The 23,840-nt window shown below is 68.0% G+C and carries 20 protein-coding genes; 8 read left to right on the forward strand and 12 right to left on the reverse strand.

Annotation, left to right across the window (positions count from 1 at the left end; all coding sequences use genetic code 11):
* The first annotated feature begins 566 nt into the window (after positions 1 to 566).
* The gene (locus EV643_RS00920; RefSeq protein ID WP_133797992.1) at positions 567 to 1,409 is read left to right on the forward strand and encodes a hypothetical protein; all 843 of its coding nucleotides are present in this window, start codon (positions 567 to 569) and stop codon (positions 1,407 to 1,409) included.
* Between the two features lie 22 nt (positions 1,410 to 1,431).
* On the opposite strand, the gene EV643_RS00925 is transcribed toward EV643_RS00920, so the two are convergent.
* A complete protein-coding gene (locus EV643_RS00925; RefSeq protein ID WP_133797993.1) occupies positions 1,432 to 1,662 on the reverse strand; it encodes a hypothetical protein in 231 nt (76 codons plus the stop codon).
* A 148-nt stretch (positions 1,663 to 1,810) separates the two neighbouring features.
* Here EV643_RS00925 and EV643_RS00930 point away from each other — a divergent pair, with 148 nt between their 5' ends.
* Positions 1,811 to 3,232: a glycoside hydrolase family 43 protein gene (locus EV643_RS00930; protein ID WP_133797994.1), complete on the forward strand. Its 1,422-nt coding sequence runs from the start codon at positions 1,811 to 1,813 to the stop codon at positions 3,230 to 3,232.
* A 17-nt stretch (positions 3,233 to 3,249) separates the two neighbouring features.
* Here the strand turns inward: EV643_RS00930 and EV643_RS00935 are convergent, their stop codons facing one another.
* From EV643_RS00935 to EV643_RS00955, 5 genes are all read right to left on the reverse strand, one after another.
* Positions 3,250 to 4,113, reverse strand: coding sequence for an SMP-30/gluconolactonase/LRE family protein (locus tag EV643_RS00935; protein WP_133797995.1), 864 nt, complete (start codon positions 4,111 to 4,113; stop codon positions 3,250 to 3,252).
* A gap of 67 nt (positions 4,114 to 4,180) precedes the next feature.
* Positions 4,181 to 7,954 carry a hypothetical protein gene (locus EV643_RS00940; RefSeq protein WP_133797996.1) on the reverse strand — a complete coding sequence of 1,258 codons (3,774 nt, stop codon included), beginning with the start codon at positions 7,952 to 7,954 and terminating at the stop codon, positions 4,181 to 4,183.
* A 4-nt stretch (positions 7,955 to 7,958) separates the two neighbouring features.
* On the reverse strand, positions 7,959 to 8,786 hold the full coding sequence (locus EV643_RS00945; RefSeq protein ID WP_133797997.1) for a carbohydrate ABC transporter permease: 828 nt from the start codon (positions 8,784 to 8,786) through the stop codon (positions 7,959 to 7,961).
* On the reverse strand, positions 8,783 to 9,730 hold the full coding sequence (locus tag EV643_RS00950) for a carbohydrate ABC transporter permease (protein WP_133797998.1): 948 nt from the start codon (positions 9,728 to 9,730) through the stop codon (positions 8,783 to 8,785). Before EV643_RS00950 ends, EV643_RS00945 begins: the two co-directional genes overlap by 4 nt.
* Positions 9,727 to 11,031, reverse strand: coding sequence for an ABC transporter substrate-binding protein (locus EV643_RS00955; protein ID WP_133797999.1), 1,305 nt, complete (start codon positions 11,029 to 11,031; stop codon positions 9,727 to 9,729). Before EV643_RS00955 ends, EV643_RS00950 begins: the two co-directional genes overlap by 4 nt.
* 282 nt (positions 11,032 to 11,313) lie before the next feature.
* Between EV643_RS00955 and EV643_RS00960 the strand changes: the two genes are divergently transcribed.
* Complete coding sequence (locus EV643_RS00960; RefSeq protein ID WP_133798000.1) at positions 11,314 to 12,009, forward strand: hypothetical protein; 696 nt, start codon at positions 11,314 to 11,316, stop codon at positions 12,007 to 12,009.
* 199 nt (positions 12,010 to 12,208) lie between these two features.
* Positions 12,209 to 12,919 (forward strand): hypothetical protein, encoded by a 711-nt coding sequence (locus EV643_RS00965; protein WP_133798001.1) that lies wholly within the window; start codon positions 12,209 to 12,211, stop codon positions 12,917 to 12,919.
* A 155-nt stretch (positions 12,920 to 13,074) separates the two neighbouring features.
* Here the strand turns inward: EV643_RS00965 and EV643_RS00970 are convergent, their stop codons facing one another.
* Entirely contained in the window at positions 13,075 to 14,439 is a 1,365-nt protein-coding gene (locus tag EV643_RS00970) for a serine/threonine-protein kinase (RefSeq protein WP_133798002.1), read from the reverse strand.
* A gap of 10 nt (positions 14,440 to 14,449) precedes the next feature.
* Between EV643_RS00970 and EV643_RS00975 the strand changes: the two genes are divergently transcribed.
* The 4 genes from EV643_RS00975 (at position 14,450) to ptsP (ending at position 19,155) form a co-directional block, all read left to right on the forward strand.
* The gene (locus tag EV643_RS00975; RefSeq protein WP_238165268.1) at positions 14,450 to 15,061 is read left to right on the forward strand and encodes an RNA polymerase sigma factor; all 612 of its coding nucleotides are present in this window, start codon (positions 14,450 to 14,452) and stop codon (positions 15,059 to 15,061) included.
* A 74-nt stretch (positions 15,062 to 15,135) separates the two neighbouring features.
* Entirely contained in the window at positions 15,136 to 16,140 is a 1,005-nt protein-coding gene (gene dhaK / locus EV643_RS00980) for a dihydroxyacetone kinase subunit DhaK (protein ID WP_133798003.1), read from the forward strand.
* A 2-nt stretch (positions 16,141 to 16,142) separates the two neighbouring features.
* Complete coding sequence (dhaL, locus tag EV643_RS00985) at positions 16,143 to 16,763, forward strand: dihydroxyacetone kinase subunit DhaL (protein WP_133798566.1); 621 nt, start codon at positions 16,143 to 16,145, stop codon at positions 16,761 to 16,763.
* A 13-nt stretch (positions 16,764 to 16,776) separates the two neighbouring features.
* Positions 16,777 to 19,155 carry a phosphoenolpyruvate--protein phosphotransferase gene (gene ptsP, locus EV643_RS00990; protein WP_133798004.1) on the forward strand — a complete coding sequence of 793 codons (2,379 nt, stop codon included), beginning with the start codon at positions 16,777 to 16,779 and terminating at the stop codon, positions 19,153 to 19,155.
* Here ptsP and EV643_RS00995 read toward each other — a convergent pair.
* The 5 genes from EV643_RS00995 to purL all read right to left on the reverse strand — a co-directional run bounded on the left by EV643_RS00995 (position 19,135) and on the right by purL (position 23,824).
* A complete protein-coding gene (locus tag EV643_RS00995) occupies positions 19,135 to 19,806 on the reverse strand; it encodes a cupin domain-containing protein (protein WP_133798005.1) in 672 nt (223 codons plus the stop codon). The genes ptsP and EV643_RS00995 overlap by 21 nt on opposite strands.
* A gap of 65 nt (positions 19,807 to 19,871) precedes the next feature.
* Positions 19,872 to 20,228 carry a GNAT family N-acetyltransferase gene (locus EV643_RS01000; RefSeq protein ID WP_202869341.1) on the reverse strand — a complete coding sequence of 119 codons (357 nt, stop codon included), beginning with the start codon at positions 20,226 to 20,228 and terminating at the stop codon, positions 19,872 to 19,874.
* A 192-nt stretch (positions 20,229 to 20,420) separates the two neighbouring features.
* Positions 20,421 to 20,753 carry a YnfA family protein gene (locus tag EV643_RS01005; RefSeq protein ID WP_133798006.1) on the reverse strand — a complete coding sequence of 111 codons (333 nt, stop codon included), beginning with the start codon at positions 20,751 to 20,753 and terminating at the stop codon, positions 20,421 to 20,423.
* Between the two features lie 173 nt (positions 20,754 to 20,926).
* Positions 20,927 to 21,436: a DUF1707 SHOCT-like domain-containing protein gene (locus EV643_RS01010; protein WP_133798007.1), complete on the reverse strand. Its 510-nt coding sequence runs from the start codon at positions 21,434 to 21,436 to the stop codon at positions 20,927 to 20,929.
* 114 nt (positions 21,437 to 21,550) lie between these two features.
* On the reverse strand, positions 21,551 to 23,824 hold the full coding sequence (gene purL, locus EV643_RS01015; RefSeq protein ID WP_133798008.1) for a phosphoribosylformylglycinamidine synthase subunit PurL: 2,274 nt from the start codon (positions 23,822 to 23,824) through the stop codon (positions 21,551 to 21,553).
* Positions 23,825 to 23,840: the final 16 nt, after the last annotated feature.

Raw genomic sequence — 23,840 nt, forward strand, 5'->3', positions numbered from 1 at the left:
GACAGCATGGCAGCGGGGTTCTCGGCGACGAGCAGCTATCAGGTATGCATCAGGAGCAGCATCCTGTCGGCGGTCGCGACCTCGAGACGGCCGGCGCCAACGGCACCCCATGCTCCGATCGGGCCGTGCGACTTCCGGCCGTGGCGGTCGACCCAGAATCTCCAGCCGGCCGGCGGCTCCGGCCAGGCAGGATCCGGCTTCCAGTCGAGCGGCGGGCGCCAGCCGGCACTCGGCGGCTGAGGCCAACTTGGCGGCGGATTGAATCGATGCACGGGCGGCCCTTCCGGATTCCCCAGGAGACCCGACGGTCAACAAGTCTCTGACTCATCAACGACCAGGCCATCCGATCGTCACGCCTAAATCTTCGTAAAGTTTATTGGCCCCTCAGCGTTTCGCCTAGGACACGTCCAGTGAATGGTCACCACTCTCCGTCGTCCGTTGCTCACAGCCCTCTTCCGGCCGTGACCGTTGCCGTCAGCACACATGTCGTCACTCACAGACAGTGCTTGACATCAGGGCTGGGTGGGCGGAGGTTGGGGTGAGGCGATCGGCATCGTGGGGGGACCATGGATACTGATCAGGGCACGGTGGTGCTGCGCCGGTTCACCGACTGCTTGCACGGAGCCACTCTTCTGACCCTGCATTGTGATTCGGCACGTCCAGGTGTGCCGTTCGGGACCGATGTGGTCAAACGGCTGGCAGCCGAGGGCCTGCTCGGGCATGTCTTGTGGAGCACCTCTTGTACGCCGCGAGACGTGGCGGCCGGTCCGTTCACGGCGCTCCGCGACAACGGGTTGTTCCTGGCCCGCATCGACCTCTCCGGGGTGGCCGGTGATCCGGTCAAGCTGCGCGACGTGGTGCTCGCAGTACAGATGTTGCGGCGGCTTGGGATCCTGGTGGAGTACGAGCTGGACCTGTTCGCCGGGTCGCCGAGGTTCGCGGGAGTGCGGGAGAAGGTCGCGGTACTGCGTGAGGTCGTGGCGGACGGGACGATTCCCGCGGTGTTCACGGCGGAGCCGATCGACGGCGACTGCTCGCCCTGGCTGGACGGCTATCGGGCGAGGCTCGCGGTGGCGGTCGAACCGTGGTTCGGGGCCGGCGGATTGACCGGCCGGCTGGCGGAGGCGTGGGCCGAGATCGTCGTCGGTGAGCGGCTCCGGCTCGGTCTGCGGGGCGTCGCCGCGCATCGGATCGCCTTGCAGCGTTTGACTTTGCGGAGCAACACCGAGCTGATCAACCTGGTGACGACCAGCGCCCGCGAGTACGAGCTGGATGGGCAGACGCATCTGCTGGACCAGGAGCTGATAAAACCCAGCACCGACCTGCTGACCGAGACAATGGTTGCCCTGCGCAATGGATTTCTGTCCGCCAACGGTGCCGCTCTACTAGCCGGCGGACCGCTCTACTGACAGCGGGCCGTGCTCACCGCGATCAGGCGGCTGAGGTGGCGCTGACCCGGCGTGGGGTCGCGCCGGCGGCGATGGACTGGTCGAGGGCGGCGAGCTCGGTGCACGCGGCGGTGAGCGCGTCCGCATGCGTGCGGCAGCCGTCGACGTACCAATACGGGTCGTCCGGCTGCCGATCGTCGGCGTCGTCGATATCGGCGTACCAGCACTCCATGCCGTGGCAGCTGTAGTGCACCACTCGCACCTTGAGCTTCATGCGCCGTACGACGCCCTGCCGGGTCCGCGGGTTCCGGCGCCCCACCACGACCTTTCGATCTGGGTGGGAACTGTTTACTCCGCCGTTCCAACGTTGTAGGAACGAGGTCACGGGTTTCCGACGTCCGCCCCACGGAAGAGGTCCGACCATGACGTTCGTCCGTCCGCTCCTGACCGTCGTACTGACCGCCCTGCTGCTCACCGGAACCGCCTCGGCAGCCGAACCCCGGGAACCGGAGGTCGTGATGGCGCAGAGTTTCCGCAACCCGGTGAATGCCGGGGCCGACCCCTCGCTGATGTTCTACAACGGCAAGTACTACGTGGCGACGACCACCGGTGACCACATCGGCATCTGGTCCTCGCCGAGTCTCGCCACCCTGCTGGTCGCGCCGGAGACGGTGGTGTACCGGGAGACCGATCCGAGCCGGAACACGCAGATGTGGGCCCCGGCGTTCCGGCACGTCGGGAACCGTTGGTACGTGTACTACACGGCCTCCGACGGCGTGGACGCGAACCACAGGATGTACGTGCTCGAGTCGGCCGGGGACGACCCGCTCGGTCCGTACACGTTCAAGGCGAAGATCGCGGACTTCGGCGAGTACGCGATCGACGGCGAGCCGATCACCCACAACGGACAGCAGTACTTCGTCTGGGCCGGCCCGGGTCGAGGGATGGGCGGACCGGCGCAGCTCTACATCGTCCGGATGAGCAACCCCTGGACGGCGACGGGTGCACGGGTCGCGATCCCGGCCAGCGGCGGATGTACCGAAGTACGGGAAGGGCCGACACCGTTGTACCGGAACGGGCGGACGTTCCTCACCTACTCCACCTGCGACACGGGCAAGCCCGACTACCAGTTGTGGATGAAGAGCATCGCGAACGGCGCCGACCCGATGGTCGCGTCGAACTGGGTGCAGCACGCCGGCCCGATCTTCTCCCGCAATGACCCGACCGGCGTCTGGGGACCCGGGCACCACTCGTTCTTCACCTCGCCGGACGGCACCGAGGACTGGATCGCGTACCACGGCAAGAACACCAGCACCTACACGTACGCCTTCCGCACCAGCCGGGTCCAGAAGATCAGCTGGAACGCCGACGGCACCCCGAACCTCGGCCGCCCCCTCGCCGCCGGAGCGACCCAGACGCTCCCGTCCGGCGACCCCGGCGCACCGACCTCGGTGATCAACGACACCGACACCGGCACCGGCCTGAACCAGATCGAGTACGCCGGTACGTGGAACTCCGGATCCGGCTGTGGAACCCAGTGTTTCTGGGGCAACGACCACTGGACCGGTATCGCGAACGCCTCCGCGGCGATCCGCTTCAACGGGACGAAGGTCGCCCTGCTCAGCGTGCTCGACGTCGGCAACGGCATCGCCGCCATCTCCATCGACGGCGGCCCCGAACAACGCGTCGACTACTACAGCTCCATCCGCGTAGGCGAACAACTCATCTACGTCAGCCCCACCCTCGCCCCCGGCCCTCACACCCTCAAGATCCGAGTAACCGGCGACAAGAACCCCGCCTCCACCAGCACCCAAGTCAGCCTCGACCGAATCGAGATCTACTAACTACTGCCCCAGGTTGGTCAGGGGTGGCCGGCGGCGGGGGTGGGGGCTGGGGCGGTTAGGAGTTGGCCGGTTCGGGGGCCGGTGGTCAGGCGATTGAGGTTGTCCTCGAAGCCTTCGTTCATGCGCCAGTCGGCGGTGAGCATGAACAGGGTGCGGCCGTCGTCGCCGCCCAGGGCGCAGGCGAAGCAGGCGTGGTCGACGTGGATTCGATCCAGGATCTCGCCGCCCTCGGCGACGCGCTGGCAGACGGGTTGCCAGTCTTCCGTCCAGCCGGGTGCCCAGATCGCGCCGTCCGCGTCGAGGCTGATCCCGTCGCCCGTCACCGGGGCCCAGACCCGCCGGTTCGACAGGGTGCCGTCGTCGGCGATGTCGTACGCCGTCATTTGCGACGCGAACGACTCGACGATGACGAGGGTCCGGTTGTCGGGCGTCACCACCATCCCGTTGGGGAACGAGAGTTCGTCGGCGACCCGGCGTACCGAACCGTCGGGGGTGACGAGCAGGATGAGTCCGGGCGCCTGCCCCTCGTCCGGGGTGAAGGTGCAGCCGCCGTTGAGGTAGATGTTGCCGCGGCCGTCGACGACGATCTCGTTCAGACCGGCGGCGCCCAGTCCGCGCAGGTCGGCGTGGTCGACCAGGCTGCCGTCCGGTTCCTGGCGCAGCAACCGGCCCTCCGGACCCGAGACCACCAGCAGCCGTCCGTCCGGCAGCCAGTCGATGGAGAACGGGATGGTGGTCGGGACCTTGGCCATCACCTCGCTCTTGCCGTTCTCGTCGACGGCCAGAATCTCCTGCGCTCCCCAGTTCGACAGCCACAACCGGCCCTCGTGCCAGCGCGCCGACTCCCCGATCACCAATCCGGTCAGCAGAACCTCGGACATGGGACAACTCCTCTGCTCGATGCCGTTCTGTCACCCCCTACACGAACGGCCTGGCGTCAGATCGACACTAACTCCAGAGAAGCCTGACGGGACCGAACAGCCCCGACACCCGTTGCCCCTCGAACACGAAGTGGGTCGGGCTGACCGCATCCAGGTACGGCGCGACCGTGCCGAACACCTCGATATCGAGCGTGTGCTCACCACCCACCAACTCGGTCAGCTCGAACACGTACGGCGCGCAGAACCGCACCCCCGCACTCCGCCCGTCCACGAACACCTCGGCGGTACCCCGCACCCGGCCGAGATCCAGCCGGACCTGATCGGCGTCGGCGACCGTGATCCGCCGCCGGTACCGCACCCCACCGCTGTACCCCGCAAGCCCCTGCTCCTGCCAATCCCCCAACCCGATCCGACCAGCTCCAACCACCGCCCGAATCGGCCCCGCCAACGCAGCCCCACCCTCAAACCCGGGCCGAGTCCGCACCTCCACCACCCCAACCCGCGAGCCCGCAGGCACCTCGGCGGCCAGCCGACCAGACCCCGCGGCCACCTTGGTCCCGTCGATGCTGACCGTTGCCTCACCGACCACGTCGAGCTCGAGCCGCACAGCCCCGGGCGGCAGCTCGAACCGGAACTGCTCGACCCGCGACGGCTCCTCCCGCGGAACAGCGAACGTGATCGCCTCGACCACCGAGGTATCGGTGCCGTCCAACCACGCAGCAGCCGGCAACGGATGCGGTCGCCGGTGGAGATACAGATCCGCCAGCGACCGATGCACTTCCCGCCGCCGTACGACGTCCGCCCGCGCGCCCCCCACCTCGGCAACCCAGTCGTGATCGGACACCACCAACCCGTCAACCATGATCGGCGAAGGCTGCGTCACCTCGACCGACACAACGTTCAATGCCTCCCCCGACCGAAGCGCGGCCGCCAGGTCGTACCGCCGGACCCGGGGAGTCGGTCGCTCATACGGCAGGAACCCACCCTGCCGCCCCACCTCAACCCCGTTGACGAGCAGCCGTGCCGACCCGCTCGCCGTCAACGTGACCTCGGTCGTGTCCCCCGGTACAACGGTCGTGCTGTACCGGATCGCCGTACCGCCGGAAGGTGGTTCGGCCAGCGCAATCCACTCAGGACGCCGGTACGCCGCCACGTCCCGTACGAACGCAAGGTTGGCCCGCAACGGCAGCTCCACCTCAGGCGTCAACCGCAACTCCACCAGATGATCACCCGCGGCGAGCCCCAAGACCGCAGTACCGAACTGCCCGCCCGCGTCATCGACAGCAACCGGCACCGAATCGATCAAAACCTCCTTCGCCGCAGCCGCACCCACCACGATCGTCGCGTCGAGCGGCTCGTCAAGCATGAACGCGGCCCGAAAGCCGACCGTCTCCCCAGCCCTCACGACACCGAAATCGAGGAACTCCTCCGGCACATGTCCCTTCGGCCCGAGCGCGTGCCGATGGATGTGATCCTTCCGGATCCCCAGCCGCTCGGAGTACTCCACCGGCACCCCGTCGATCAACCCATGCGGCCCGTGCATCGCGTGCGCCGGCCTCCACTCAGCCTCACCCTCGACCCGATGCAGCAACCCCCACCGCTCCACGACCACCTCATCGCCAGCCTGCCCAGCCGGCCACGCGAAGTCGCCCCACGTGTTGTCCAACGTCGGGATCAACGTCGCGTCCCACTCCCCGGCCAACTCCTCAGAGACCCAATCACGCGCATCAGCCGACCCACCAGCCTCATTGCCCGAAGCAAACACCACCAACGCCGCAGGCCCCTGATCAAGCGGCACAGTCACTTCCGTAATGTCCCCAACAACCTTGCAAACAAGCGGTTTCGTCCGGCCATCGAACGGCGAGCACAACACCGGCAGCCCTGGAGCATCCCGGACCCGCAACGTCACCTCGGTCAGATACCGACCAGGATCGAAGTCATAACCAACAGTCGCCCAGTCATGACTGATCCCCCGCCCAACCGATCGTCCATCACCAACCCGGGTAGCACTCCACTCGGTCGCGGTGACGAAGACCACCAACGCGTCATCCACCTCACGAGCCAACGTCGGAACCTCAGCCTCGACCCGACGCGGCACCCCAGCCAACGCCTCCGGCACCTCCTCAGCCGTCGCCGCCAGCCGAGCCCCACCGAACAGCTCACCACCCGACGGAAGCGTCCCCACAGCAACCACCAGCCCACCGGCAGCCGCAAACTCCTCCAGCCGCCCGGCCACCCCCTCCTCCAAAACCGTTGCCGCTGGCAACACCACAGCCGCGTACCGCTCGCCAGCAACCGACAACCGCGGCACGACCCCGTCCTCCACCTTCGCCGAAGCCAGCGAATCGTCGTCGATCACATCGGCATCCCACCGCGCGCGATCCAGTACGCCGAGCCGCGGCGCGAACCAGGTCGCGTCCCCCACCAACTCCCGATATACCCGCTGAGCCCGTACTGCGTCCACTCCGGGACCGTCCATCGTCAAATCGGCCTGAGCAGTCGCATTGGGGAACAACACCGCGACCTCGCAGACATGCCGCCCCAACGACAACGTGGCACACAACCGCGCGACGGTATCCGCGAACTGCTTGTGATGTCTCCAGTACGGCTGCCGCCAATCCGTCGAAGGCGGCGCCCACTCCCACCAACCGGCCCGGGTCGTGTAGTAGACGGCGTGCGGGTTGTAGAGCGTCGCACCGGTACGCAACCACGGCAGCAACCAGTCGAACGTCTCCTCCAACGTCCCGCCCCAACCAGTGGAGTGGAACGCCTCGATCCACGTCCGAGGCCGCTGGTAGAGATGCGCGAGCGACGAGTGGATCCGCGCGTCCCCGTGATGGTCGGAACCAGGGGCACTGAACCAACGATGGGTTCGCGCGTAGTCGGCGTACAACTCCACACCCTCAACGGGTTGACCGGCCCGCGCCGGATCCTGCTGGTCGCACCCGACCACCAGTCCGTACCGCTCGTGCCACTCATAGAGCGGCTTGAAGAACGCCTCCTCGGCGAGGGCGGCCCGCAGTGCGTGGTAGTCGCGCCGCACCCGGTGCGCGTCCGGCTTCGGCGAATCCCACAAGGCGTCGAGACGATCGCGGAGGTCGTACCCATACCGACGCAGGAACTCGTCAGCAAAGCCCTCCGACCACGTCGGCATCGAGGGCAGCTCGTCCTGGAACGACCCGACGACGACCGTGCCCAACTTGTCCCCGAGCCGCCGGGCGAACTCCCCGTGCACCTGATCCAGCAACGCAGTACAGGCCTCGCGGCTCAGGTAATCGAAGCCGTGATCGGTCTCGTAGAACAACGACAACCGCGACTCCACCTCAGCCTCACACTCGACCAGACCGCCGCCCACAACAACCGGTTGCCCAGAGCCCCCATCCGATGCCTGCAAGACAGCTGAGATTGCACGACCACCCGCAGGACAGTCGACCACCAGTCGCCCAACCCCGACAGCACAGACCCGTTGCAGCCGGCGCCCGGCGTACGACGGATGCCGGGCGACCAGACGCGCCTGCAGATCGGCACCGGAGAACCCGAGCTGGTCGTAGAACCACAGCGAAACGCCTAGGTCCTCGGCGTCCGCACAGACGCCCAGGAAGATCTCCCACCACGCCTCGGACAGGAACGGCGGATCGTCGGCATCGCAACCATGGTCCGATCCGGCCGGCGCCAGATTGAGCACCACCAGTTGATAGACGCCGCCCGCCACGAACCTCTCCAACTGCCAGCGCAACCGCACCCGGTCGAGTGGTTCTCCACTCCACCACCAGATCGGCACCGGCGAGAAGGACCTGGGCGGGTCGGTCAGTACCTCCGCCAGGCGATCGGGCAGAGACATCGGGTCAACCCTTCAAGCCGCTGGAGAAACCGCGAATGACGTACCGCTGCAGGAGCAGGAAGACGATCAGGATGGGCAGCGCCGCGAGCACCAGACCGGCCGCGACGAGTCCGTAGTTGGAGGTGTACTCGTTGACAAAGGCAAACACCCGGACCGGCACGGTCTCGCGGCCGGAGCCGCCGAGATACAGCAGCGGGGTGAAGAAGTCGTTCCAGATCTGGACGGCGTTCAGGATCAGCACGGTCCCGGTGATCGGCCGCAGCAGCGGGAAGATCACGTAACCGAACGCCTGCAGGTGCGAGGCTCCGTCGATCAACGCGGCGTTGGTGTAGTCGGCCGGCAGCGACCGGATGAATCCGGTGTAGAGGAACACCGTGAACGGCAGCTGGATCCCGGTGTAGAACAGGATCATGCCTTGGTACGTCCCGAGCAGACCCAGGTCGTTGACCAGCTGGTACAGCGGAATCATCCCGAGCTGGAACGGCAGGATGATGCCGACCAGGAACAGGATGTACAGGCTGTAGCTCAGCCGGGACGCAGTACGGGCCAGGAAGTACGCCGCCAGCGACCCGAGCACGATCAGGATGAGCACACTCGACACGGTGATCAGCGTGCTGTTGAGCAGCGCTGATCCGAGGGACGCCGACTCCCAGGCCTCGGAGAAGTTGCTGACCGATGGTGGGTCGGGCAGCGACAGCGGCTTGTTCGCGATCTGTTCCGGATCCTTGAAGGCCAGCGTCACCAGGGCGTAGACCGGGAACAGGAAGGCGACCGCGGCTGCGATCATCACCAACTCGCGGACCAGAGTGCGGGGACGGTATCCGGTCCTCATGCCGTCGTCTCCCTCGATCGCAGGTACCCGATCTGGATGAACGACACCGCTGCGACGAAGAGCGCGAGGACGAGGGCGACCGCCGTACTGTAGCCGAACTTCCCGTAAACAAAGGCCTGTTTGTACAGGACCGTGGACAATGTGTCCGTCGCGTAGCCAGGCCCACCGTTGGTCATCGCGATGATCTGGGTGAACAAGGTCAGGCCGCCGACGGTCGACAGCATCACGTTGATCGTCACCGCCGGCGCGAGCAGCGGCCAGGTGATGTGCCGGAACCGCGCGATAGTCCCGGCACCGTCCACCATCGCGGACTCATGCAATTCAGCCGGCACGCCTTCCAGCCCGGCCAGGAAGATCACCATCGAGTACCCGGCGCACTGCCAGATCACCGTGAAGGCGACCGACCAGATCGCCAGCGACGGATTGCCGAGCCAATCCTGCCGAAGCGCTCCCAGGCCGATCGCGTTCAGCGCCGCGTTGAGGCCCGCGTCCGGCGCCGGGTTGTAGACGTACTTCCAGAGGAACGACACCATCACCGGGCTCACCACGACCGGGGCGAAGAAGATCACCCGCAGGATCATCCGGCTCTTGATCGTGGTGTGCACGCCCAACGCCAGCAACAACCCGATGCCGTTCTGCACAACCACGATCGCCAGCGTCAGCAGCAGCGTGTTGCGCAAGGCACCGAGCGCCTGATCGTCGTGCACCAACTCTCTGAAGTTGGCCAAGCCGGTGAATGACCGCTGCTCGCCGACCCCCGACCAATCGGTGAACGCCGAACCCGCGCCGGCGATGCTCGGATAGAGCATCACCAGCGCGTAGACGAGCAGCGCCGGCGCGGCGAACAGCCACGGCGGGGTGATCCCGCCGCTCCCCTTGCGCCGTCGACCGGGTTTGCCGGGCGGCGCCACTGGTGCCGCCGGTGGTGCGGTCACTGCCGTCATGCGGTCTTCCGGTAGGCCTCGTCCATCTTCTTCAGGGCGTCCTGGACCGTGGTCTTGCCGCCGAGGAGTTCCTGTACGACGGCGAAGTGGGTGGGCTGTACTTCGGCGTTCGGCCAGCGCTGGTCCATGAACGGGACGGCCTTGTTGTCCTTCAGGTACGGCAGGAACGGCTGGAGCACCGGGTCCACCTTCGGGTCGCCCTCGGAGTACAGCGGGACGCACGCGACCGCCTCGGCCCACGCGTTCACGGTCTCCGGCTGGCCGCAGTACTCGATGAACTTCTTCGCCTGCTCGGTCTTCTTTCCCTTCGCGCTGACCGCGATGCCGACGACGACACCGCCTGGAATCCAGTTGTCGGCGGCAACATCCGTGGCCGGGAACGGGAACATGCCGAGGTCGTCCGGCGACGACGAGGCCTCCCGGAAGGCCGGCAGCACGGCGGACACCTGGACGGCCATCGCGGCCTTGCCGGTGCCGACCATCGAGGTGGCCTGCTCGTACGTCGTACCGTTCGGGTTGTCGTTGAAGAAGCCCTTCTTCTGCAGTTCGAGGTACTTGTCCATCGCGTCGGCCCAGCCGGAGTCGGCGAACGTGGCGCTGCCGGCGATCATCTTGTCGTCGAAGTCCGGCGTCTTCGCGTAGACCGTGCCTGGGACCAGCGCGTAGTCGATCAGCTGGGTGACCCACGGTGTCTGTGCGCCGAGCGCGATCGGGACGATGCCCTTCTTCTTCAGCTTGTCGCAGACCGACAGCAACTCCGACCAGGTCGCCGGCGGCTCGACGCCAGCGGAGGCGAACGCCTTCTTGTTGTAGATCGCCCCGAGCATGCTGCTGCCGGGCGAGAAGATGTAGGTCTTGCCATCGTTCTTGAAGGCACCCGCGAAACCGGCCGGGATCTTCTGGGTCCAGGACTGGTCACTGAGGTCGGCGAGCAGATTCGCCTTGGCCAGCTGGGCCATCGACATCGCGCTGCCGTTGCCCGGGTAGACGACGTGGAGGTCGGGTGCGTTGCCGCCCGCGAGCTGGGTCCGGAGCGCGGTCTGCACCTGGTCGGCGGGCGCGAACGAGAGGTTGAAGTCGAAGTCGGAGTGCGCCGACTTGTAGTCGTCGAGCGCCTTCCGCAGACCGGCCTCCTGGTCGCCGACGCCGATCACCTTCAGCGTGTCGCCGGCTGACGACGAGCCGCCGTCGCCACCGCAGGCCGCCAGAGTGCCGGCCGCGGCCGCGCCACCCAGCAGCTGCAGGAGCCGGCGCCGGCTGAGCGACGGCGGGGTGTATGAGCTGATCAACTCGGGTGCCACGGGTCCTCCTGAGCCTCGGTCCACTCCTCCGAACTATCGTCGAGTTCTGAGAACTAAACGCGAAGAAGTGTTATGTTCCACACGCTGGCACCGTAGCGAAGGACTTCGGCCAACTGTCAAGACCTCGTTGAAAGGATTCACCGATCTGTCCGGAACCGGCCGCGGCCGCTCATTCCGGGGCTGTGGTGTGGGCGGCGGGGCAACGGGCGGGCGCGGAGCCGACGGATGACAGAATGGCGGCGTGCCTGAGACGTCCGCCCAACCGCTGAGCGTGGTGCGCCTGTGAAGACAGCGGTGCTGGTCAGCGGCGTCGTGCTGCTCGGACTCGTCGGCGGCGCAGCCGGATACGAGGCGGGCCGGTTGACCGAGGCTGCCCCGACCGGGTCGGGGAGCAACGATCCCACCCTGCCGCCGGACACGCCGACGGTCGGGCACAAGCTGAAGACGCCGAAGCCGAACACCGTGCCGGGGTTGAAGGCCAAGGGGATGCAGTTCCAGGGCCACACCTTCACCGTCCGGCAGCGGCCGCGGCCGTCGGTGCGCATCTCCATCGACACGCCCGAGGGCTGGGACATGACCACCTCGAAGAGCACGCCGGGTGAGGTGAAGTTCCTGGATCCGCTGCGGGAGCGCGGCGTACGGGTGGAGTCCGGGTTCCCGCCGGACCTGACCCCGGAGGAGTTCCGGGACAAACTGGTCGGCGGGCTCGGCGACAGCCAGCCACCGGAGAACGACCTGCGCATCCTGGAGGAGTCCAGCGCCGAGATCGAGGACGAGAACGGCTACCCGCGGTCGGTGGCGACGCTGATCTACACCTACATCCCGAACGAGACCCGGCGCTACGTGATCGTCCGCTGGATCGCGACCGAGGGCGACAAGGCGACCGTGGAGATGAGCATCACCGGCCTCCCCCAGGACGCCGACGGCCTCGGCGCCGTCCTCTTCGAAGCCACCAAAACGGTCCAGCTGAAGAACTGACCGCCCGTACGCCGCGCTGACGGCCGTGCCCGGCCCGATCGGGCAGATCGTGGTCGGCGGTGCGGCCGATTCGGGCCGGGTGAACCGGATCGGCGGTTTACTGGCCGGCTGGGGCCAACCTTTCCGGGCGCTGAGCCGTCTTAGACATACGGCGTCTTGGACGTACGGACTGGGGCCGGACGCGGGGAGGAGGCGGGCCATGGGTGGGCGCTGGGTCGGCGCACTGCTGCTCGTCTGCGGCCTGCTCGGGATCGCCGCGGTCGGTACCGCCGGTGGGTATGGCGTCGGCTTGCTGACGTCGTCGGTCGAGGCCGGGCAGCGCGGTGGCGCACGCGGACTGGCGGGCCCACTGACCCCGATCGACACCCCGAGCAGCACGCCAACGAGCACACCCCCGATGACAGCCAAGCCGGACAACACGCGTGCGTTGAAGAAGAGCGAGCTGGAATACCGGACCCGGTCGTTCGTCGCCCGGGCGGCGGTCCAGTCGCACGTGACGGTCCGGGTGCCGTCGAACTGGACGATGACGTTCGGGGATCCGCCGACCTGGTTCCGGTTCACCGATCCGCTGGCCAAGCGATGGGTCCGGATCGAGGCGGGCTTCACGATCAAACGGCGGCCGATGGAGTCCCTCGAGGAGCGGATCTCCAACCTGATGATCTCGCCCGGCGCGGTGCGGATCCTTTCCAAACAAGGCGATCCGGTCTCGACCAGCGCGACCCTGACCTACACCCACATCAAGGACGAGGCCCTCCGGCACGTGATCGTCCGCTGGGTCTCCCTCGACGACAGCGGCCTCTGTGCCGCGGAGGTCGCCGTCACCGGCCTGCCGCAGGACCGCAAGGCCCTGGAGGACATCATGGAGCACGCCGCCGACTCCATCACCCGCTCGGACGAACCCCTCAGCTGAAGGCCCTGCTCAGTTAAGGCTCACTTGGGCCAGATGGTCCGGAACACGGCTGAGCGCAGCCGGTAGAACCTGCGACGGCTCGACTGGACGAACGCGGGCGACGGCCGGAGCCGCTCGACAACTGCCCTCACGGTTCTCCCTCTGCACCAGGACTGCTACACCACGACTGAGACCTGCGGCAGCGTAGTAGGCCCTTTGCAGCCAGCCGAAATCTGGCTGACAGGCACATGATCCAACGTTTGAGCAGTGGTTCGATCCACGCGACCACAGCCGTTCAGATCGGTGAGCGCACGGTCCTCGAGGTACCGCTGAGCCGCGAACCCCGCACCGCCACCGATCAGGAAGGCCAGCACGGCGGCAACCACCCAGCGGCCCTTGCGCCGCTTCTTCGCCGTCGGGACCGCAGCGGTTTCCTTCTCAGCGACATCCTTTGGCATGTCTTTGGGGACGTCCATGGGGAGATCGCTCGCGACGGGCGCCTGCGGGCTTAAACCGGCGAAACCGACGATGACGGTCTCGGCCGCGGCAGCAGGCGTCTTGACGATGGTCGGCGCATTCGAATCACTCAACGCTGTTTCGTCAGGATCGACCTTCGGCTTCTCATCCGCCGGGTGCTCGGCCTTCGCCTCGATCCCGGCAACCGCGGTCTCGGCTTCGCTCAGCGGCGGTTTCGCGGTCTTGCCCGGGACAACCACGAAGCTGTGGGTGGTCTCGTCCAGGGCACCGACGAGTTCGCGGGTGAAGGCGGCGACGTCCGGCCAGCGCTGCTCCCGATCCGGGTCCAGCGCGCGGACGATCGCAGCGTCGACCTTGTCCGGTACGGCGAATCCGAGCGAACTGGGCGGTTGCGGAGCACGGACCCGACCGGCCGCGCCGAGCCCGTCGACCTGGTGCGGCGAGCGTCCCGTCAGGGCGGCGTACGCGACTGCTCCCAGGGCGTACTGGTCCGCGCGGGGATCCAGCCGCTCGCCCATCGCCTGCTCGGGCGCGACGTACGACGGGGTGCCGCCGGGCATCGTGATCCTCGACACCTCGTCCAGGGATTTCCCGAGGCCCAGGTCCGACAGGACGGCCCGCTCGCCCTCGTCCGTACTGCGGAACAGGACGTTCGCGGGTTTGACGTCGCGGTGCAGCAGACCGCGTCGGTGCAGGGCCTGGAGTCCGCGGCCCACCTGAACGATCACGTCGACCGCGTTCGGGAGGTCCAGGGGCTCCTTCTTCAGGCGATCCGCGAGCGTGCCGCGGTCGGCGTATGTGAGCACCAGGAACGGCCGGCCGTCGTCGAGTTCACCGACGTCGTGCACCTGGACGACGTGCTCGGACTCGACCCGGCGCAGGAACCGGCCCTCCTCGAGGAACCGGTGACGGACCGATTCGTCGTGGGCCCAGTTCTCGGCCAGCACCTTGACCGCGACTTCCGCGTCCAGTTGCTCGTCGTAACCGAGCCATACCGTAGCGAAGCCGCCGGAGCCCAGGCGTCGCCGCACGACATACCGGCCTAGTCTGGTTGGTACCCCCATACAAGGCATTATGGGTCATTACGAGTTCCTCGCCCGGGGACCGATGACAGCGAAGGCGCAGATGACCGAGAGCAGCACTCCGACCGACGACCTCGGGGTCCTGGCCGAGCGGGCCCAGGCCGGTGACAAGAACGCCATGGACGACCTGCTCCGGCTGGTCTACCCGCGGGTGCTCCGGATCTGCCGCAGCGTGCTGCCGTACTCCGCCGACGCCGAGGACGCGGCCCAGGAGGCGCTGCTCAACATCGCCACCAAGATCAACTCGTACTCCGGCCGCAGCAGCTTCTCCACCTGGACCCACTCGGTCGCGGCGAACTCGGCCCGCTCGACGTACCGCAAGCTCAAGCGCAGCGCCCAGGCCGCGCACAACCCGGAGACCATGGACAAGCCGGACCCGCGCACCACCAGCGTCATCGCCGGCACCCGGCTGGACCTGCTGGAAGCCCTCGAGACGCTCGAACGCGATCGCCCGCAGATGGTCACCCCGCTCGTTCTCCGCGACGTCTACGGACTCTCGTACGAGGAGATCGCCGCCCTAGTGGGCGCCCCCCTCGGCACCGTCAAGTCCCGCATCCACGACGCCCGCGAAGTAGTCCGCCCCCTCCTCCGCCCGAAAGACTGACCCACCCGCCGTCGCCGCGGAGTCCTCGCCGTCGGGGGCTGCCGCATCGGGCTGCCGTGTGCTCAGATGGGGCTATGAAAAAGCTCATCAACGACCCGGCCGATGTTGTGAGTGAAGCGTTGCGTGGGCTCGAGGCCGCGCATCCCGATCACGTCCGGGTGGATCACGAGAACCGGATCGTGTACCGCAAGGACGCGCCGCGCCCCGGGAAGGTCGGACTGATCTCCGGTGGCGGGTCGGGACATGAGCCGATGCACGGCGGATTCGTCGGGCTGGGGATGCTCGATGCCGCGTGTGCCGGTGAGGTGTTCACCTCGCCGGTGCCCGACCAGATGATGGCGGCGACCAAGGAAGTCGATGCCGGCGCCGGCGTACTGCACATCGTGAAGAACTACACCGGCGACGTGATGAACTTCGAGATGGCCGCCGAACTGGCCGCGGCCGAGGCCGGTACCGAGGTGTTGTCGGTGGTCACCGACGACGACGTGGCGGTCCAGGACAGCCTGTACACGGCCGGTCGGCGCGGGGTCGGCGTGACCGTGCTGCTGGAGAAGATCGTCGGCGCGGCCGCCGAGGAGGGCCGCCCGCTGCAGGAAGTGGCCGAGCTGGCGAGGAAGGTCAACGGCAACGGCCGCAGCATGGGCATGGCCCTCACGTCCTGCACCGTCCCGGCCGCGGGCAAGCCGACATTCGAGCTGGCCGAGAAGGAGATGGAAGTCGGCATCGGCATCCACGGCGAGCCCGGCCGGCAGCGGCTGCCGCTCGCACCGGCCAAGGACATCGCCGCGCTGCTGGTGGACCCGGTGCTCGGCGACCTGCCGTACCAGCAGGGCGACTCGGTGATCGCCTTCGTCAACGGCATGGGCGGTACGCCGCTGATCGAGCTCTACCTGATGTACAACGAGGTCCGGCAACTGCTCGACGCCGCCGGCATCACCGTGGCTCGCTCGCTGGTCGGCAACTACATCACGTCGCTCGAGATGGCCGGCTGCTCGGTCACCCTGCTCAAGGTGGACGACGAGCTGGTACGGCTCTGGGACGCCCCCGTGAACGCCCCCGGCCTACGCTGGGGCGCGTGAGCATGGGAGTCGATGCCTTCGCGAACTGGCTGCGAGACGCCGCGAACACGCTGCACGAGAACGCGGCGTACCTGACCGAGCTCGACTCGGCGATCGGCGACGCGGACCACGGCAGCAACATGGACCGTGGCTTCACGGCCGTGGTCGCGCTGCTCGACGAGACCACGTTCGAGACGCCCGACGAGCTGATGAAGAAGGCCGGGATGACCCTGGTCAGCAAGGTCGGCGGGGCGAGCGGACCGTTGTACGGGACGTTCTTCCTCCGCTTGGGGACCGCGCTGGCGGGCGTTGAGATCACCCCGGCCACGGTCGGCGAGGCACTGAAGGCGGGAGTCGGCGGAATCCTCGCGCGCGGCAAGGCCGAGCTCAACGACAAGACCATGTACGACGCGTGGGCGCCGGCGCTGGACGCGTACGACGAAGCGGTGGCGGGTGGTTCGGACCTGGGTGGAGCACTGGTCGCTGCCGCCGAGGCCGCCGCGAAGGGCCGGGACGCAACCATCCCATTGGTGGCTCGCAAAGGCCGTGCGAGTTACCTTGGCGAACGCAGCGCGGGCCACCAGGACCCCGGCGCGACCAGCACCACGCTCCTGCTGGAGTCGGCCGCCCGCACCCTCGGATGAGTTCGGTCGCCGCGTGATCGGGATCGTGGTGGTGTCGCACAGCCGGGCGCTGGCGGACGCGGCGCTGGGGCTGGCGGCGGAGATGGTTGCCGAGGACAACCGGCCGGTGATCGCCGTGGCGGCCGGGCTGGACGAGACGACCTTCGGAACCGACGCGGCGGCCGTGGCAGAGGCGATCGCTGCGGCCGACAGCCCGGACGGCGTACTCGTACTGCTCGACCTAGGCAGCGCGGTCCTGAGCGCGGAGCTGGCGCTGGAGTTCGTCGACCCGGAGATCGCCGAGCGGGTCGTGCTGTCGAGTGCTCCGCTGGTCGAGGGATTGGTCGCGGCCGTGGTCACCGCCTCGACCGGTGCGTCCTTGCAGGCCGTCGCCGACGAGGCCAAGCGCGGTCTACTCGGAAAACAAGACCATCTGGGCGATGTTCCGACGCCTTCGGCAACTGTTGCTACAGACAACGAGCAGAGTGTTGAAGTGTTGGTGAGCAACGAACATGGCCTGCATGCTCGACCTGCGGCGCGGTTGGTTGCCCTGGTCAACTCCTTCGATGCTTCGGTCACGCTGACGGATCTGGATACCGGCCGCGGTCCCATCGATGCAGGCAGCCTGAGCATGGTCGCCACCCTCAACGCCCAGCAGGGGCACCGCCTGCGAGTCGGCGCCAGCGGCCCTCAGGCCGACGAGGCTCTCGATGCGGTTCGTGTCCTTGCCGAGCAGGCCTTCGGCGATCTACCAGCCGGAGCCTTGCCGCAGCCTGTCCTGCGTGGCGGTTCGGGTCTTGACGTGGCGATAGGGCCGGCGATCGTGTGGGATACGGCGATCGATCTGAGCACCTACCAACGCGCCGACGCCGCCACGGAGGCCTCGAACTCGGAGACCGCCCGCACCGCCGCGATCGCCGAACTTGCCCAAGTGCAACGCGAGACGACAGCACGAGTCGGAGCGGCCGAGGCCGGGATCTTCGAGGCCCAGGCCGCGCTGCTCGCCGATCCGGCGCAACTCCGGGAGATCACCGCAGCCATCGACCGCGGAGCCAGTGCCCCAGAGGCCTGGAGTCAGACCCTCGACGACCTGGCCAAGACCGTCGAATCCCTCGACGACCCCTACCAGCGCGAGCGCGCCCAAGACGTCCGCAGCGTCCGTGACCGGGTACTACGCCTCCTCACCGGCACCGAATCCGCCGAACCACCCGCGGACGGCGTCCTCGTAGTACGCGAACTCGACGCCGCGACAGCAGCAATCCTCGACGCCGAACGCATCGCCGGAATCGCCATCCGCGCAACGGGAACCACCGGCCACGGCGTCATCGTGGCCCGCTCCCGCGGCATCCCCCTGATCACCGGCATCGGCGATGTCCAGGTGCCGCTGGGTTCCGTCGTCGCCTTCGATGCGCGCGCCAACTCCTTCATGGTGGACCCCGACGAAGAAGCCTTCCGTACGACGATCCGCGAGCGCACGGCGGAACGCGAGCAGGCCCTGGCGACCGCGGACCACCCGGCCGTCACCACCGACGGCCGAGTGGTCCCCGTCATGGCGAACGTCGGATCGGTCCAGGACGCCCGAGACGCGCGCGGAGCCGACGGATCCGGCCTGGTACGGACGGAGGTGCTCTTCGGCGACCGGCGTACGGCTCCCACCACGGCCGAGCAGGCGGAGGTGTTCCGCAAGATCGCGGCCGCGTTCGAGGGGAAGCCGATCACGATCCGGACCTGGGACATCGGCGGGGACAAGCCGCTGCCGTTCCTCCCGCAGGCCGCCGAGGCGAACCCGTTCCTGGGTGAACGCGGACTCCGCGTCTTCCGCCATCGGCCCGAACTCCTCCGCGACCAGCTCCAAGCCGTCCGTGAAGTGGCACTGGAGACGCCGGTCCAGGTGATGTTCCCGATGGTGACCACTGCCGAAGAGGTTGCCTGGGGCATCGAAATTCTGGACGCACTCGGCCCGCAGCCGGCCGGGTTGAAGGTGGGCATCATGGTCGAGGTCCCGGCCGCGGCGTTGCGGATCGACAGTCTGGCGCTGGGACTCGACTTCGTCAGCATCGGGACCAACGACCTGACCCAGTACACGACGGCCGCCGACCGCACGAACACGGCGGTCGCCGCCCTCGCCGACGGGCTCGACCCCGCGGTTCTGCTACTGATCGATCATGTGGTCAGGCACGTCCCGACCGGTGTCCACGTAGCCGTCTGCGGCGACCTGGCCAGCGATCCGTCGGCGGCGGCGTTGCTGGTCGGTCTGGGGGTGCACGAGCTCAGCGCGGTCGGTCCACAGATCCCATTGGTGAAGGCCCGCATACGCCGGATCTCGTTCGAGTACGCCCGGCACACCGCCGCCGAAGCGCTGACTCAATCGAGCGCCGCGGACGTCCGGTACCTACTCGGCGCGGTTTCGTAGATCCGCGTACAGCAGCTCGACGAGGTTGTAGCCGGACGTGCGAGTCGCTTTGGCCGGAAGCGTGTACGACTCACCGGGCTCGAGATAGGTGATGCCTTCGAGCGGCTCAGTGGCGAGATCAAGGTCGACGACCAGCGCCGGATAGGCACCGGTGCGCCACGTGTACGTCTCGTCGGCGTCGGGCGTGACATGCGTGACCCGTACGTCGTCCTCGGCCAGCACCACCTTGGCCGGGATCTCGCCGACCTCGTCGAAACCACTGTCCGCCACGACGCCCTCGGGCGCGGCGTACGGCTCGCCCGACGCCTCCTCGCCGAGGTCGAGAACCTCGATCAGGCGGTTCCGGTATGCCGCGTCGCCGTCGTTCGTGAGCATGTGAACCGGCGACACCGGGCGATAGACCGAACCGCCGATGGTCTCGCTGAGCTGCCGCGCCGGACTCCCGTCGAGCCAGTCCATGTGACAGGGCGACGTGGACAGGCAGAGCACGACGTACGGGTTGTGGTGCAGATGCCAGCCCTGCGCCTCACCCGGGTCGAGCGCGACCTCCCAGACCCGGACGCGGGTGTTCTCGAACACCACCCGGGTGCCGATCTCGCCGAGCACGACCTCGGTGCCGTCGGGGGCGAGCACGGTGGTCCCTGCGGTCATGGTTGGTCTCCGATCATGGCTGGGTGTCCGATCACGGTTGGTGTCCGATCACGATTGGTCTCCGGTCAGTCGACGCTGCGTTCCATCGCGACCCCGCCCAGGACGACGCCGTCGGGCATGGTCAGCTCGGCCTGGTCCACTTCCTTGAAACCGAAGGCCTGGTAGAGCGGGACGCCGGGCAGCGTCGCCATCAACGCGAGCGAGGTGAACCCTTCGGCCTTGGCAGCCGCGGCGCAGGTGTCGAGGATGGCCCGGCCGAGACCGCGCCGGGTCCAGTCGCCGCGGACGAACATCGCCCGGATCCGGGCCGGCTCCGTCGCCGGGTCGAGCAACCGGTCGTCGGCACCCGCGGTCGTACTGTTTGAAGAGCTTGTTCCGCCGGCTCCACCCGCCGCAGGCCACGATCTCCCCGTCGGCCTCATACACGTAGTACGTGCCGTCCTCGATCAGGGCGAGATCCAGTACGGCGATGTGCTCGGCAGCGCTCGCGGTCTGCTTCGCGTCGTAGTACGCCGGGAACAGCGCGAGCACCGAGTCCCGCATCAGTCCGGCGATCGCCGGCGCGTCCGACGCCACCGCAAGTCGTTGCTCAGCAGTCACATCTGCAGGTTAGTTCAGGCCCTTGGCGCGTACATGATCAGGCCTACACCGATGAGACAGACGACCGCGCCGGCCAGATCCCAGCGGTCCGGCCGGAACCCGTCCAGCACGACTCCCCAAAGCAACGACCCGGCCACGAACACCCCGCCGTACGCCGCCAGAATGCGGCCGAAATGCGGATCGGGCTGCAACGTGGCGACGAACCCATAGGCGCCGAGGGCAAGAATCCCGCCGAGCACCCACAACACCCCGCGATGCTCGCGAACCCCCTGCCAAACCAACCAGGCCCCACCAATCTCCGCCACCGCCGCAACCCCGAACAACCCCACAGACCGCAACACCGTCATACGCCGCACGCTAGCCGCCCCGCCCCCAACACCCCCTCCGGACCCTACCTCGGCCTCCCAGGCGGGGGTGTGAACAAGAACCGGGGACCCCGGACAGGAACAGGACGTGTCCGAGGTCCCCGGATCATGTCCGGGGTCCGAGTGCCGACGGTCTGGAGCTCGGCGGATGGGGGTTACTGGCGGCGGCGGAGTTCGCGCTTTGGGCGGGAGGCCCAGCGGTAGGTGAAGAAGACCCACGCGAGCGCCGGCAGCCCGAAGATCGCGGCGGCTACCTCACGCCCGAAGATCAGCAACACCAGCCCGGTCAACGCGAACGGCAACGCCATCCACACCGCCCCGACGAACGCGGCCCACCGCCACCGCCCCGCCTTACGCGGCTCCTGCGCATACAACGGCGGCAACGGCAACCCCGCGAACGCAGGCTGGAGATCTGCATGGGTGACCGCCTCGTTGACCAGATCGACCCGGCGGTGCAGCTCTGCTTCATCGAGCCGCCCAACCGCAAACTGCTCAGCCAGCTCATCGATGCTCACCCGGCGCTCCTCATCGGTCAACCGCACCGACAACATCCGCCGCCGAGCCGCCTGCACCCGAGCCTCTTGCCCAGCCGCAGCCGCCATCCCAGCCAACTTCGCCAGCTCACCCTCAGCCCGCGGCCTACGACCCCGATCCCTGTCACCCATCCGCCGCTCCCCACTAGCCTCCCTCCGAGTGTGCCAGACCGCCGGAATCACCCCGGAAACGAAGAACCGCCCGTACGCCGGGGCGCGGCGTACAGGCGGTTCTCAAAGTCCTGATCAGCCCAAGGCGGCCGGAAGGGTCGAGGTCCACGCCGTCCGGAGTTCGGAGAGGGGGAGGTCGAACTGGTCCTGGACGTCGAGGGTGTCGCCAGTGATGACGCCGATCTTGGTGTGCGGGAAGCGGCGGGCTGTGCACATGTCGGTGAAGCGGACCTCCTCGGTGCGCGGTACGGCGACGACCGCGCGGCCGGCCGATTCGGCGAAGAGGAAGAGGAACGGGTCGAGGCCGTCCGGCGCCCAGACGCGGGCACCGACTCCGCCACGCAGGGCGGACTCGACCAGGGTCTGGGCGACGCCGCCGTCGCTGACGTCGTGGGCCGCGTCGATCAGGCCGTCGCGGGACGCGTTGATCAGGATGTCGGCCAGCTGCGCCTCGGCCGCCAGGTCGACCGCCGGCGGGCGGCCGCCGAGGTGTCCGTGGATCACGTGCGCCCACTCGGACCCGGACAGCTCCTCCTCGGTCTCGCCGAGCAGGTAGAGCTGGTGGCCTTCCATCTCGGCGGTGAAACCGATCGGGGTCCGCCGGGTCACGTCGTCGATGACACCCAGTACGCCGACCACCGGGGTCGGCAGGATCGGGGTCTCGCCGGTCTGGTTGTAGAACGACACGTTGCCGCCGGTGACCGGGATGCCGAGTTCCTTGCAGCCGTCCACCAGACCGCGGATCGCCTCGGCGAACTGCCACATCACGGCCGGGTCCTCGGGCGAGCCGAAGTTCAGGCAGTCCGTCACCGCGGCAGGCCGGGCGCCCGTGGTCGCGACGTTGCGGTACGACTCGGCCAGCGCGAGCTTCGCCCCCGTGTACGGGTCGAGCTTGGCGAACCGGCCGTTGCAGTCGGTCGACACCGCGACCCCGAGGCCGCTGGTCTCGTCGACCCGGATCATCCCGCTGTCCTCGGGCTGGGCGAGCACCGAGTTGCCGAGCACGTACCGGTCGTACTGGTCCGTCACCCAGGACTTGTCGCACAGGTTCGGCGACGCGACCAACCGCAGCAACGTGTCCCGCAGCTGCTCACCAGTGCTTGCCCGCGGCAACTTCTCGGCGCCGTCCGCCTGCAGCTCGTCCTGCCACTCCGGCCGGGCGAGCGGGCGCTCGTAGACCGGACCCTCATGCGCGACCGTCCGCGGCGGTACGTCGACCACCCGCTCGCCGTGCCAGTCGATTTCCAGCCGGCCCGTGTCGGTCACCTCGCCGATCACGTCGGCCTGGACGTCCCACTTGGCGCAGATCTTCAGGAAGGCCTCGACGTTCGCCGGCGTGACGACCGCCATCATCCGCTCCTGCGACTCGCTCATCAGGATCTCTTCGGGCGCCAGCGACGCATCCCGCAGCGGCACCTTGTCGAGCGACACGTACATGCCGCCGTCGCCCGCGCTGGCCAGCTCCGAGGTCGCGCAGGACAACCCGGCCCCACCGAGGTCCTGGATCCCCTCGACCAGCCGCGCCGCGAACAACTCGAGTGTGCACTCGATCAGCAGCTTCTCCATGAACGGGTCGCCGACCTGGACAGCGGGCCGCTTGGTCGGACCCCCTTCGGCGAACGTCTCGCTCGCCAGCACGGAGACTCCACCGATCCCGTCGCCGCCCGTCTTCGCGCCGTACAGGATGATCTGGTTGCCGACTCCGGTCGCGTTCGCCAGGTGCAGGTCCTCGTGCCGCATGACGCCGACGCAGAGCGCGTTGACCAGCGGATTGCCCAGGTACGTCGGGTCGAAGACGACCTCGCCGCCCACATTCGGCAGGCCGAGGCTGTTGCCGTAGCCGCCGACGCCGGACACGATCCCGGGCAGCACGCGCTTGGTGTCCGGCGCGTCCAGCGGGCCGAACCGCAGCGGGTCCATCACCGCGACCGGGCGGGCGCCCATCGCGAGGATGTCGCGGACGATCCCGCCGACCCCGGTCGCCGCACCCTGATAAGGCTCCACGTACGACGGGTGGTTGTGCGACTCGACCTTGAAGGTGACCGCGTACCCCTCGCCGATGTCGATCACGCCGGCGTTCTCACCGATCCCGGCCAGCATCTTCCCGGCCGGTGTCTCCTGCGGGATCTCCCCGAAGCGCTTCAGGTGCACCTTGGACGACTTGTACGAGCAGTGCTCGCTCCACATCACCGAATACATCGCGAGCTCGCAGCTGGTCGGCCGGCGGTCCAGGATGTCCCGGATCCGCTGGTACTCGTCCGGCTTCAATCCCAGGTCGGCCCACGGCTGCTCGACGTCCGGCGTACTGGTCGCGTTACTGACGGTGTCAGCTGTTGTTCGGGGGCTCACCTGGGATCCGGCTCCT

Source organism: Kribbella caucasensis (genome assembly GCF_004361855.1).
In the GTDB taxonomy this organism is placed as follows: domain Bacteria; phylum Actinomycetota; class Actinomycetes; order Propionibacteriales; family Kribbellaceae; genus Kribbella; species Kribbella caucasensis.

Bases quoted from the DNA above. Each gene is read 5' to 3' on its own strand.
- EV643_RS00920 (WP_133797992.1), top strand. From the start codon at position 567: ATGGATACTGATCAGGGCACGGTGGTGCTGCGCCGGTTCACCGACTGC.
- EV643_RS00925 (WP_133797993.1), bottom strand. From the start codon at position 1,662: ATGAAGCTCAAGGTGCGAGTGGTGCACTACAGCTGCCACGGCATGGAG.
- EV643_RS00930 (WP_133797994.1), top strand. From the start codon at position 1,811: ATGACGTTCGTCCGTCCGCTCCTGACCGTCGTACTGACCGCCCTGCTG.
- EV643_RS00935 (WP_133797995.1), bottom strand. From the start codon at position 4,113: ATGTCCGAGGTTCTGCTGACCGGATTGGTGATCGGGGAGTCGGCGCGC.
- EV643_RS00940 (WP_133797996.1), bottom strand. From the start codon at position 7,954: ATGTCTCTGCCCGATCGCCTGGCGGAGGTACTGACCGACCCGCCCAGG.
- EV643_RS00945 (WP_133797997.1), bottom strand. From the start codon at position 8,786: ATGAGGACCGGATACCGTCCCCGCACTCTGGTCCGCGAGTTGGTGATG.
- EV643_RS00950 (WP_133797998.1), bottom strand. From the start codon at position 9,730: ATGACGGCAGTGACCGCACCACCGGCGGCACCAGTGGCGCCGCCCGGC.
- EV643_RS00965 (WP_133798001.1), top strand. From the start codon at position 12,209: ATGGGTGGGCGCTGGGTCGGCGCACTGCTGCTCGTCTGCGGCCTGCTC.
- EV643_RS00970 (WP_133798002.1), bottom strand. From the start codon at position 14,439: ATGGGGGTACCAACCAGACTAGGCCGGTATGTCGTGCGGCGACGCCTG.
- EV643_RS00975 (WP_238165268.1), top strand. From the start codon at position 14,450: ATGGGTCATTACGAGTTCCTCGCCCGGGGACCGATGACAGCGAAGGCG.
- dhaK (WP_133798003.1), top strand. From the start codon at position 15,136: ATGAAAAAGCTCATCAACGACCCGGCCGATGTTGTGAGTGAAGCGTTG.
- dhaL (WP_133798566.1), top strand. From the start codon at position 16,143: ATGGGAGTCGATGCCTTCGCGAACTGGCTGCGAGACGCCGCGAACACG.
- EV643_RS00995 (WP_133798005.1), bottom strand. From the start codon at position 19,806: ATGACCGCAGGGACCACCGTGCTCGCCCCCGACGGCACCGAGGTCGTG.
- EV643_RS01000 (WP_202869341.1), bottom strand. From the start codon at position 20,228: ATGAGGCCGACGGGGAGATCGTGGCCTGCGGCGGGTGGAGCCGGCGGA.
- EV643_RS01005 (WP_133798006.1), bottom strand. From the start codon at position 20,753: ATGACGGTGTTGCGGTCTGTGGGGTTGTTCGGGGTTGCGGCGGTGGCG.
- EV643_RS01010 (WP_133798007.1), bottom strand. From the start codon at position 21,436: ATGGGTGACAGGGATCGGGGTCGTAGGCCGCGGGCTGAGGGTGAGCTG.